General features: G+C 68.4%; 12 protein-coding genes. 6 read left to right on the top strand and 6 right to left on the bottom strand.

Translation table 11 applies throughout. The annotated features are described in order from the left end of the window. Window positions 1-235: 235 nt before the first annotated feature. The gene (locus AC07FN_RS37670; RefSeq protein WP_478399937.1) at window positions 236-940 is read right to left on the bottom strand and encodes a TetR/AcrR family transcriptional regulator; all 705 of its coding nucleotides are present in this window, start codon (window positions 938-940) and stop codon (window positions 236-238) included. 111 nt (window positions 941-1,051) lie between these two features. Between AC07FN_RS37670 and AC07FN_RS37665 the strand changes: the two genes are divergently transcribed. Further along, on the top strand, window positions 1,052-2,614 hold the full coding sequence (locus tag AC07FN_RS37665; protein ID WP_478399936.1) for an FAD-dependent monooxygenase: 1,563 nt from the start codon (window positions 1,052-1,054) through the stop codon (window positions 2,612-2,614). Between the two features lie 21 nt (window positions 2,615-2,635). On the opposite strand, the gene AC07FN_RS37660 is transcribed toward AC07FN_RS37665, so the two are convergent. Further along, window positions 2,636-3,613, bottom strand: a complete 978-nt coding sequence (locus tag AC07FN_RS37660) for a TIGR03564 family F420-dependent LLM class oxidoreductase (RefSeq protein ID WP_478399935.1) — start codon at window positions 3,611-3,613, stop codon at window positions 2,636-2,638. 85 nt (window positions 3,614-3,698) lie between these two features. Here AC07FN_RS37660 and AC07FN_RS37655 point away from each other — a divergent pair, with 85 nt between their 5' ends. Continuing rightward, on the top strand, window positions 3,699-4,334 hold the full coding sequence (locus AC07FN_RS37655) for a TetR/AcrR family transcriptional regulator (protein ID WP_478399934.1): 636 nt from the start codon (window positions 3,699-3,701) through the stop codon (window positions 4,332-4,334). Between the two features lie 48 nt (window positions 4,335-4,382). Here AC07FN_RS37655 and AC07FN_RS37650 read toward each other — a convergent pair whose 3' ends face one another. Continuing rightward, complete coding sequence (locus AC07FN_RS37650; protein WP_478399933.1) at window positions 4,383-5,516, bottom strand: glutathione-independent formaldehyde dehydrogenase; 1,134 nt, start codon at window positions 5,514-5,516, stop codon at window positions 4,383-4,385. A 219-nt stretch (window positions 5,517-5,735) separates the two neighbouring features. On the opposite strand from AC07FN_RS37650, the gene AC07FN_RS37645 reads away from it, so the two are divergent. Both AC07FN_RS37645 and AC07FN_RS37640 read left to right on the top strand, forming a co-directional pair. Then, window positions 5,736-6,890, top strand: a complete 1,155-nt coding sequence (locus AC07FN_RS37645; RefSeq protein ID WP_478399932.1) for an alkaline phosphatase PhoX — start codon at window positions 5,736-5,738, stop codon at window positions 6,888-6,890. 146 nt (window positions 6,891-7,036) lie between these two features. Next, window positions 7,037-8,191: an alkaline phosphatase PhoX gene (locus tag AC07FN_RS37640; RefSeq protein WP_478399931.1), complete on the top strand. Its 1,155-nt coding sequence runs from the start codon at window positions 7,037-7,039 to the stop codon at window positions 8,189-8,191. On the opposite strand, the gene AC07FN_RS37635 is transcribed toward AC07FN_RS37640, so the two are convergent. After that, a complete protein-coding gene (locus AC07FN_RS37635) occupies window positions 8,169-8,693 on the bottom strand; it encodes a hypothetical protein (RefSeq protein WP_478399930.1) in 525 nt (174 codons plus the stop codon). The two genes, AC07FN_RS37640 and AC07FN_RS37635, sit on opposite strands and share 23 nt — an antisense overlap. Next, on the bottom strand, window positions 8,690-8,932 hold the full coding sequence (locus AC07FN_RS37630) for an HC3 family zinc finger protein (RefSeq protein WP_478399929.1): 243 nt from the start codon (window positions 8,930-8,932) through the stop codon (window positions 8,690-8,692). The genes AC07FN_RS37635 and AC07FN_RS37630 overlap by 4 nt, the downstream gene beginning before the upstream one ends. Window positions 8,933-9,137: 205 nt before the next feature. Between AC07FN_RS37630 and AC07FN_RS37625 the strand changes: the two genes are divergently transcribed. Together AC07FN_RS37625 and AC07FN_RS37620 are read left to right on the top strand one after the other, a co-directional pair. Continuing rightward, on the top strand, window positions 9,138-9,998 hold the full coding sequence (locus AC07FN_RS37625) for a helix-turn-helix domain-containing protein (RefSeq protein ID WP_478399928.1): 861 nt from the start codon (window positions 9,138-9,140) through the stop codon (window positions 9,996-9,998). Window positions 9,999-10,018: 20 nt separating this feature from the next. Beyond that, the gene (locus AC07FN_RS37620) at window positions 10,019-10,222 is read left to right on the top strand and encodes a DUF397 domain-containing protein (RefSeq protein WP_478399927.1); all 204 of its coding nucleotides are present in this window, start codon (window positions 10,019-10,021) and stop codon (window positions 10,220-10,222) included. Between the two features lie 103 nt (window positions 10,223-10,325). Here the strand turns inward: AC07FN_RS37620 and AC07FN_RS37615 are convergent, their stop codons facing one another. Beyond that, entirely contained in the window at window positions 10,326-10,958 is a 633-nt protein-coding gene (locus tag AC07FN_RS37615) for a class I SAM-dependent methyltransferase (protein WP_478399926.1), read from the bottom strand. Between the last annotated feature and the right edge of the window lie 66 nt (window positions 10,959-11,024).

Raw genomic sequence — 11,024 nt, 5'->3', positions numbered from 1 at the left:
TGGTCGACAATCCAGCTACCAGGAGCTTCACTACTTTTCACGCACCGACACGCCACACCCACCCAACCTGCACAAACCAGGTTGAAAAAGCCTCAATGAAATCGAAGGTTCGATTTCAATGGAAATTGCGGGTTGTCCACAGTCGCCGGTGCGTCGTGACCCGACACACCGGGGGATGTGGACAACTTCCGCAATTTCAATGGAAATCAGAGGTTCGATTTCCATTGAAATTGCGTCAGACCGAGTCGGTGGCGTGGGCGGCGATGCCTCGGATGAGGATGTCGAGGCCGAACTCGAAGCGCTCGTCGCCTTCGCCGGACATCAGCGCCGGGAGGAGGGCGACGATCGTCGGGAACCGGTCCGCCGGGAGCTCCGCGAAGTACCGCCCGATCATCTCCATCCGCTCGCCCCGCTCCGCGTCGCTGAGGCCGAAGTCTGCGCTGCGCTCCATGGCGACCGCCGTGGCGAACAGGGCGAGGGTGTCGACGGAGAACGCCACCACGCGGTCGGAGAATCCGGCCGAGCGGAGGACGGCCATCATCGCCTCGGAGACGATCAGCGCGTTCGGCCCGGCCGGCGCCGGGGTGCGCATCACGACCTGCGCGATGCCCGGGTGCGCCGTGAGCACCTCGACCTGCTGGCGGATCAGGTCCTTGAGCGTCTCCTGCCACTTCTCCGGGTCGAGCTCCGGCACCCGGATCTCGCCGATCACGAGGTCGAGCATCAGTTCGTGCAGCTCGTCCTTGTTGCGGACGTAGGCGTAGAGCGAGGCCGCACCGGTGCCGAGCCGCTGCGCGACCTTCCGCATGCTCACGGCGTCCAGGCCTTCGCTGTCGAGCAGTTCGAGCGCGGTGCGCACGATCAGCTCCAGGCTCAGCGGCCGTTTCGCCGCCCGGTCGCGCACGGCGCGCTGCTGCCAGGGCGGAACCGGCAGGGACATCGTTCACCACTTTCTCGATCGGTGCTTCGAACACCGTACTTGACTCGAACACCGTTCGCGAGTAGAACATCGTTCGTAAGTTACGAACACTGTTCGCAAGAGGGGTCACCGATGTCCGAACGAACTCCAGTCCTGATCGTCGGCGCCGGGCTGTCCGGCCTGTCGACCGCCGTTTTCCTGGGCCTGCACGGCACGCCGTCGCTGGTGGTGGAGCGCCACCCGGGCACCTCCACCCACCCGAAGGCGCGAGGCCAGCAGAACCACGTGATGGAGGCGCTCCGCCTCGTCGGCCTCGAACCCGCCATGCTCGACGCGTCGCCCAAGAGCCAGGGATTCCTGCTGCGCATAGCGCAAAGCGCGAGCGGCCCGGTGTTCCGCGAGATCCTGCACGACACCTTCCTGTCGCTGGACCACCTGACGCCGGCGGGATCGGCCGACGCCAGCCAGGCGAGCGCGGAGCGCATCCTGGCCGAGCGCGCCCGCGAACTGGGCGCCGAGATCCGCTTCTCCACCCGGCTGGATTCCTTCGAGCAGGACGAGAACGGCGTCCGCGCGGTGCTCACCGACGCCACCGGAACCCGCGAGGTGCACGCCGACTACCTGGTCGCCGCCGACGGCCACCGCAGCCCGATCCGCGAGCGGCTCGGCATCGGCACCCACGGCCGGGGCACCCTCGGGCACTCGATCCACTGGCTGGTCCGCGCCGACCTGTCGGCCGTCGTCGGCGACCGCCTGGTCATGTACTACCTGCAGAACCCTGAGCTCTCCGGCGGCAACGGCGTGGTGGTCAGCACCGATCACCCGGACCAGTTCGTGGTCGGCGTCGGCTACGACCCGGCACACGAGGAGCCGGCGGACTTCACCGAGGAGCGCAGCCTGGCGCAGATCCGGCTGGCCACCGGCGTGCCCGAGCTCGACGTCGAGATCCTGGCGACGGACAGCACGGTGACGACCATGCAGGTGGCCGACCGGTTCAGCGCCGGCCGGGTGCACCTGGTCGGCGACGCCGCGCACACCATGCCGCCGCACGGCGGGATGGGCGGCAACACCGCCGTGATGGACGGCTTCTACCTGGCGTGGAAGCTCGCGGCGGTGCTCCGCGGCGAGGCCGGACCAGGACTGCTAGGCAGCCACGACGCGGAGCGGCGGCCGGTGGGCGAGCTGATCGCGGAGAACCAGTTCCGGAACGCCATCGTGCGCAACCGGCCCGACCTGGCCCGGGACGGCGACGCGCCGCCGATCGAGGACCCGGCCGTGCTGCTGTTCGGGTACCGGCACAACGGCGCGGTCGTCCGGGAACCCGGCGACGAGGGCGAGCTCCTGGAGGACGCGACCAGCCCGACGGGCCGCCCGGGGTCGCGCGCCCCCCACGTTCGACTGTCCACTTCGGACGAAGAGGTGTCCACGGTCGACCTGTTCGGCCGGGGTTTCGTACTGCTGACCGGATCGGAAGCGTGGGCCGGGGCCGCCGAGGAGGTCGCCACCGCGCTGGGGGTCCGGCTGGAACCGCAGCTGATCGGCGGCGAGGTGACCGGCGACTGGACCGGGCCGTACGGCGTCGGCGCGGACGGGGCGGTGCTGGTCCGCCCGGACCGCTTCATCGCCTGGCGCAGCCGGGGTCCCGGCACCGCCGCCGACCTGGAGAAGGCGCTTCGCACCATCCTCGACCGCTGAACTCCGCGCGGGTGTGCAGTTTCAATTGAAACTGCACACCCGCCGTTGGCTCGGAGCGTGGTGCGCGGCCAGCTCGCCGAGGAGTTTCCAGGTCCGGCGCTCGTCGGCCGCGGAACCGATCGCGGTCTGGGTGTAGATGAGCTCGGTCGCGCCCGCCTCGAAGTACGCGGCCACCTGCTTCGCGATCGACTCCTCGTCCCCGATCGCGACCAGGTCGGCGGGGTTGTCGATCCCCTCGCGGTCCAGCGCCGCGCGGTAGGACGGGATGGTCCCGTAGTAGGCCATGTTCGTCTCGGCGCGAGCCCGGGCGCCCGCCACGTCGGAGGTCACCACGCCGGAGACGATCACGGCGATCCTGGGCTCCGGCCGCCCGGCGGCTTCGGCGTAGCGGCGGATGGTGGGAACGGTGTACTCGGCCAGCGTCCGCGGCCCGGACAGGATCGGCAGCGCGCCGTCGGCGAGTTCGGCCGCGGCGCGCAGGGTCAGATCACCGGCCGCCGCCACCAGCACCGGCACTCGGGGCCGGGCTCCGGGCACGCTCGCGGGGAGCGTCGTCCTGGCGACCAGCGTTTCCCCGCTCAGGTCCACCGAGCCCGATTCGAGCAGCTCGCGCAACGCCGCGAGGTATTCGCGCAGGTGGCGAATCCTGGGATGCGGGGCGATCCCGTAGGTCTGCTCGACGAACGACTTGATCGACAACCCGACCCCGAGCGTGAAGCGTCCGTGACCGGCGGCCTGCGCCGTCTGGGCCTGCATCGAGAGGGCGATCGGGTGCCGCGGGTAGATCGGCACGACCGCGGTGCCGACGTCGATGCCCGGGACTTCGCGCGCGGCGAGCGCGGCCACCGTGATCGCGTCGTGGTCGAACCGCTGGGTGAACCAGGCCGACGTCAGCCCGGCAGTGGCGAGCTCTTTCACCTGGTCGATGAAGGCGTCCGCGGAGTTCGCCTCGCCGGAGAGCGAGGTGTGGTCGGTGGGCAGGGCTACGCCGATGCGCATTCTCGTACTCCAATCGGTTCCGGAGCAGAAAGATTAACTCAGTTAGAAAATTAACCGAGTTAGAGACCGTGCTAACCTCGATGACGTGGCAGAACGAGCCGGACTCCGGGAGCGGAAGAAGCAGCGGACCCGCACGGCGATCGCGGACGCGGCGATCGCGATGTTCCTCGAATCCGGTTTCGACGCGGTGTCCTGCGCCGACGTCGCCGCGCGGGCCGAGGTGTCGAAACCGACCCTGTTCAAGTACTTCCCGGCCAAGGAAGACCTGGTGCTGCACCGCATCGCCGACCACGAGGGCGAAGCGGCAGCCGTCGTCCGCGACCGGGCGGCGGGCGAAGACCCGCTGGCCGCGCTGCAGCGCCACTACTTGGCGGCGCTCGCCGCGCGCGATCCGATCACCGGCCTGAACGACAGCCCGGAAGTCCAGGGCCTCCACCGGTTGATCGACGACACGCCGAGCCTGTCGGCCCGCATGCTCGGTTTCGCCGAGAGGAGGGCCGAGGCATTGGCGGACGCGCTCGTCGAAGAAGGCGCGCCCGCGGGCATCGCGACCCGCATCGCGGCGCACCAAGTGGTCACGGCGCTCCGAGTGCTCGCCGAGGAGAACGTCCGCCAGGTCGCCGGCGGCCGCTCCCCCGACGAGCTCCACCCGGAGGCCGTCGCAGCCGCCGAGTGCGCCTTCGACATGCTGCGCACCGGCATCTGCGGCTCCGCGTCGTGAGCGGCTGTGGTCGTCATGGCGACCACAGCCGCTCACGACCTCTGAAGCTCACGGGTGCAGGACGACCTTGGTGTATCCCTCGATCCGCTGGTCGAACTTCCGGTAGGCGTCCGGGGCCTCCGTGAGGGACAGCTCGTGCGAGACGACGAAGCTGGGCTTGGCCCGGCCCGCGATGATCATGTCGCGCAGCTGCCGGTTGTAGCGCTTCACGTTGCACTGCCCGGTGCCGATGACCTGGCCCTTCTCGAACATCCGGCCGACCGAGACGAGCAGCATCCCCTTCTTCGCCTCCTCGTTGGGCCCGCCGGGATCGGACGGCACGTACAGGCCGGGCACGCCCAGGCGTCCGGTCGGGCGCACCGTCTCGATCAGCGAGTTCAGCACGATGGCCGGCTCCTCCTTCGAGCCGTCGCCCACCTGCGCCTGGTAGCCGACCGCGTCGACGCCCTTGTCGGTGCCCTCGCCGTCGGTCTGCTCCTTGATCATCTCGACCGGGTCGCCCGCGGAGAAGTCGATCGGGATCGCCCCGATCTCCTCCGCCTTGGCCAGCCGCTCCGGCACCCGGTCGACGCAGAACACCCGCGCCGCACCGCGCAGCAGCGCCGAGTAGGCGGCCATCAGCCCGACCGGTCCCGCCCCGTACACGACGACGCTCTCGCCCGGCGAGACCTGCGCGAGCTCGCAGCCGTGGTAGCCGGTCGGGAAGATGTCGGCCAGCAGCACGAAGTCGGCCTCGTGGCTGCCGTCGGCCGGCAGCTTCAGGCAGTTGAAGTCGGCGAACGGCACCCTCAGGTACTCGGCCTGCCCGCCGGTGTACGGCCCCATCGCGACGTAGCCGTAGGCGCCGCCGGCGAAGCCGGGGTTGACGGTCAGGCAGAAGCCGGTGTTGCCCGCCATGCAGTTCTTGCAGAAACCGCAGGCGACGTTGAACGGCATCACGACCCGGTCGCCGCGGTTCAGGCTGGCGACACCGGAGCCGGTCTCCTCGATGATGCCCATGTTCTCGTGACCGAACACGATGCCCGGTTCGGCGGCCGTCCGGCCCTCGTACATGTGCAGGTCGGAGCCGCAGATCGCGGTCGAGGTGATCCGCACGATCACGTCGTTGGGGTGCTGGATCGTCGGCCGGTCCACCTCGTTGATCGCGACCGAGAAGGGCTCCTGGTACACGACTGCCTTCATCGTTGACCACCTCCGAGTGGAAGACGCGCGAATTCCATCTGGCTGCCGACCAGGGATTACCCCGTTCGGGAAGCCCCAAGACACTGCCGGGCGTCACCCGAACGAGGGCCGTGCGGGGAGTTGCCGGACCAGGTCCGGTGGGCCCGAACGGCGGTAGTTGGCGCCCGTCCAGTTCCGGCAGGATGGGGGTCCGCCGCCGACGGACTGAAGGGAGTCGTTGTGCGGCGTCGTTCTTTTCTCCGTGCTGCCGTGATCGGTGGCGGCGTTGCCGCCTTCTCCGGCGGGTTGTGGACCGGGGCCGCCGTGGGCGGGCCGATCCGCCGGGTGGCCGAGGGCCCTTACGGGCCGCTACTTCCGGCCGATGACAACGGGATCGAACTGCCCGAAGGGTTCGCCAGCCGCATCATCGCGCGGTCCGGTGAGAGCGTCGAGGGCACGTCCTACACCTGGCACGACGCGCCCGACGGCGGCGCTTGCTTCGTCGACGGCGACGGCTGGATCTACGTGTCCAACTCCGAGATCGAGCCGGGCGGCGGCGTCGGCGCGGTCCGGTTCGACTCCGGCGGCGGCATCGCCGACGCCTACCGCATCCTGGACGACACGCGGCGCAACTGCGCCGGTGGGGCGACACCGTGGAACACCTGGCTCTCCTGCGAGGAAGTCGGCTACGGGTATGTGTTCGAGACCGACCCCTGGGGCGCGAAGGAAGCGGTGCGGCGGGACGCGATGGGCAAGTTCAACCACGAGGCCGCGGCCTGCGACCCGGCGCGCAAGGTCATCTACCTGACCGAGGACGAACCCGACGGCTGCTTCTACCGGTTCCGCCCGGACAACTGGGGCGACCTCGGTGCCGGTGGGCTGCTGGAAGTGCTGGTCGCCGGGCCGGAGACCGCGGGCAAGGCCACCTGGGCGGAGGTTCCCACGCCGATGCCCGACGACGGCGACACCCCGACCCGCGAGCAGGTCTCCGACGCGAAGCACTTCGACGGCGGCGAAGGCTGCTACTACGCCTCCGACAAGTGCTGGTTCACGGCCAAGGGCGAGAACCAGGTCTGGCAGTTCAACGCCGCCGACGACACCTTCGAACTCGCCTACGACGGCGGCGGCGAACTCGGCGGCGTCGACAACGTGACCGGCACTTCGTCCGGCGATCTCTACGTGGCCGAGGACGGCGACAACATGGAGATCTGCATCATCACGCCCGACGACGTGGTGGCGCCGGTGGTCCGGGTGAACGGCCAGGACGAATCCGAGCTGTGCGGGCCCGCGTTCAATCCGGCCGGTGACCGGCTGTACTTCTCCTCGCAGCGCGGCACATCAGGCTCCTCCTCCGGCGGCATCACCTACGAGATCACCGGCCCGTTCCGCCACTGACCCGCGGCCGGTCATCCCGCGGTCGGCGGGATGACCGGCCGGTGAGCCACAAGGTCGCGGATTTGCCCCCGAACAGCGGTAGTTGGCGCCCGATCGGTTCCGACACGATGGGGGTCCGCCGCCGACGGTCGTTGAAGGGAGTCGTTGTGCGGCGTCGTTCTTTTCTCCGTGCTGCCGTGATCGGTGGCGGTGTTGCGGCCTTCACCGGCGGGTTGTGGACCGGGGCCGCCGTGGGCGGGCCCGTCCGGCGGATCGCCGAAAGCCCTTACGGGCCACTGCTTCCCGCTGATGACAACGGGCTCGAACTGCCCAAGGGATTCACCAGCCGCGTCGTCGCGCACTCCAGCGACAAGGTGAAGGGCACCTCCTACACCTGGCACGACGCGCCCGACGGCGGCGCTTGCTTCGTCGACGGCGACGGCTGGATCTACGTGTCCAACTCCGAAGTCGAGCCGGGCGGCGGCGTCGGGGCGATCAAGTTCGACTCCGGCGGGAACGTCACCGACGCCTACCGGATCCTGGAGGACACGCGGCGCAACTGCTCGGGCGGCGCAACCCCTTGGAACACCTGGCTTTCCTGCGAAGAGGTCAGCTACGGGTACGTGTTCGAGACCGACCCCTGGGGCGTCAAGGAGGCGGTGCGGCGGGATGCGATGGGTAGCTTCAACCACGAGGCTGCGGCCTGCGACCCGGCCCGGAAGGTGATCTACCTGACCGAGGACGAGCCGGACGGCTGCTTCTACCGGTTCCGGCCGACCAACTGGGGCGACCTGGGCGCGGGCGGGTTGCTGGAGGTCTTGGTCGCCGGGGATGGGACGTCGGGCAAGGCGTCGTGGGTGGAGGTTCCGGAGCCGACGCCTTCCGAAGGTGACACCCCGACGCGCGAACAGGTCACCGATGCGAAGCACTTCGACGGCGGCGAGGGCTGCTACTACGCCGCCGACAGGTGCTGGTTCACCACCACGGGCGACAGCCGGGTGTGGCAGTTCAACGTCGCCGACGACACCTTCGGGCTCGCCTACGACGGCGGCGGCAGCCTGGGCGCCGTCGACAACCTCACCGGCAGCTCCTTCGGCGACCTGTACGTCGCCGAAGACGGCGACAACCTGGAGATCTGCATCATCACCCCGGACGACGTGGTGGCCCCGATGCTGCGGATGACCGGCCAGGATTCGTCCAGCCTGACCGGCCCGGCGTTCAACCCGGCCGGCGACCGGATGTACTTCTCCTCGCAGTACGGCCCGTCCGGCGAGTTCTCCGACGGCTACACCTACGAGATCAGCGGCCCCTTCCGGCACTAGGTGTCCGTGAGTGGTTTGGGGCGCTATAGCACCCCAAACCACTCACGGACCCTGGCCAGCGGAAACCTGGCCCCAGCCAGATGTCGATGGGCAGCTGGGGGTGCTCGTCGATGTCCCACCAGAGCCGGTGGCGGCCGACGTACTCCGCCACCGGCTCCTCCGGCCACCGGATCTCCTCCTCCGGCGGATCGTCCGCAGTTTCAATGGGATTCGTGGGGTCATGGGCATGGTTCACGGTTCCGGGGAGACTCGCCGGGCCGTGAGGCTCGTCCGCAACTTCAATGGAAATTGCGGGGATTCGCGGGCTCGCGATGCGGGCGGTGCGTTCGGCTTCCAGCGCCTCGCTGAGCTGCCACACCATCACCGCGCCCGGCCCGGCACCGGCGTGCTGGCCGGTGCCGCCGCGTATCGGCATCACCGCGAGAGCTCCTGCCACGACGGCGAAAGCTCCGAGCACCGCGAGGTATCCGACCGGATTCTGGATCAGATTCAGGAGAATCACGACGCATTCTCCTCGCCGGCTTGCGCATCGCGGCGGGATCGCGCTTCGTCCCAACAGGATTCGCAGGTGGGTGCGAGCCATTCGACCTCGGTGGGCTCGCCGACGGTCAAGGCCATCCCGCACAGGGTTTCCCGCCATTGACCGGGCTGCGGCGGCCGGTCCGGGTACAGGCCGTGCCGGATGCCGCCGAAAGGCCGCCAGTAGGCGACCAAGCCCCGCTGCTGGAACAGCTCGAACACGTTGCCTCCCAACCGTTGCCGGAGAGGCGGTGGCCCCGGCCCGGGGTCGGGGAGGGGGCGAGACCGGAGCCACCATCGAACAGTAACAGTCCGTATTGCTATCGTTACCGCCTGTCTCGACCGTATGGCACGCCTTGTTAATTACATAGCTGCATCAACCAAACGAGTTTGATCTCGTGCGTAGGGAACGCACAGAAGGAGCAACATGGCACCGGTCTCCCCAACCGTTGCGGCGTGGTCACTCGGCCTGCGAGTGCGCGACAAGCGAGAAGAAGCCGGACTCAGCGGTGCTGTCGCCGCGAAGAAGATCGGCATCGCAGCGGCGTATCTGTCCGACGTCGAGCGCGGGAAGAAGAACCTCTCGGCGGACCGGCTGGAGATCTTGCTCAGCGTCTACGAGTTCCCTGCAGACGAGGCGGAAGAGATCCGTAGCCTGCGCGAACAAGCGACGCGTCGCGGCTGGTGGAACAAGTACACCGCGATCTTCAACACCGACATGCTCCGGTTCTTCGGCTTCGAACACGGAGCCGAGAGCCTGCACACCTACGACAGCGACTTGATCAATGGGTTGCTTCAGACGGAAGCCTATGCGCGCGCTATCACCGAGGCCGGTAGCCCGAACGTTCGGCTCGCAGAAGTCGATCGACGCGTCAACGCAAGGCTCACCCGTCAACAGCGCCTTACCAGCGATTCGCCGCTCCAGTTCGTCTCAATCATGAGCGAAGCCGCGCTGTACCAGCAGATCGGCGGACCAGAGGTTCTTGCAGAACAGCTAAAGGATCTGGAGAAATCGATCGAGACCCTATGGGAAACGCTCGTCTTGCGGGTCGTCCCGTTCGAAGCCACCGGACACCACGCGATGGGCGGATCGAGCTTCTACTTGATGACGTTTCCAAGTGGCCAGCTGCCAACCCTCTTGTGGCAAGAAACCGTGACGTCCACACAGCTGATCTTCGATCCGATCACAGTTCGCGAGTACAGCCTGGCGCACACCGAGGCCACGAAGTGCGCCCTCAGCAGGGAAGACACCTTGAAGCGAATCCGCGATGCCTACAAGCGCTTGTGACAGCACCGTAAGGTGACTGCATGCAGCACGATCGGTCATCTGTCTTAGCGCGAGCAGACTGGCGCAAGTCCAGTCGCAGCGCGAACAACTCGTCATGCGTCGAGGTGGCGGTGACTCCGGGAGTGGTCGGGGTCCGCGACACCAAGGACCGCACCGGCGGCACCCTCACCTTCAGCCGGGTCCAGTGGGCCGGGTTTCTCTCCGCGCTGCGGCAGAGCGCCTGATCAGATGTCGTGAGTGTTGAAGCCGGTAAGAACCGGCTTCAACACTCACGACCGTGCCTGGACACCGTCCGCACACGACAACGGCAGCCGCGAGCTGCGGCGATCACCGACCGCCGGGCTTGCGCCACAGCAGGGAATGACGCCAGAAAAGATGGCGTCGCACCTGGGCCCCGGGGAGGATTTCCCCCGCCGCGTCGCGAATTTCGGCGAAGGTCGCATTCGCATCCTGGACCGGCATGCCTTCGTCGTGCGGTTTACCCGCGCGGCCGCGCGTGGCCAGGTACGCGCCGACGGCGGCGTTCGCGGGGAAGCTGGCTGCCGCCATGGCGAAGTCGGCCGCGGACTCCTCCCGGTAGAGACCGATGACGGCGAGGACTCCGCCGGGACGGAGCAGCGAAGCGAGCCGGGCCAGGCCGGGGCGCAGCGGCATGTGGTGCAGGCTCGACACGGCCGTCACCGCGTCGTAGCCCTCGGGATGCAGGTCGGCATCCAGCACGTCGCCGCGCAGCCACCGCACGTTCGTCGCGGACGTCCTGGCCGATGCCTGGTCGATCATCTCAGCCGAAACGTCCAGGCCGTCAACGAAGTCCGCGCGCTCGACGAGCCGTCGGACCAATGCGCCGGTCCCGCACCCGACGTCGAGCACCCGCGAACACCGCTGCGGGACCTGCCGCAACAACCACGGGTGGAAGTGCGCGTTGTGATCCCACAACAACGCCCGAGGCAACTGAAACAACGAAACCTCCCCATCTGGTTGCCCCGCCAAGAGTGCGACGCCCTCGACCACGCTACTCGGCTTAGG

The sequence above is a fragment of the Saccharopolyspora sp. NPDC045941 genome, assembly GCF_056431445.1.
Note: the sequence above shows the minus strand (reverse complement) of the source record. Positions and strands in the feature narration are given on the sequence as shown.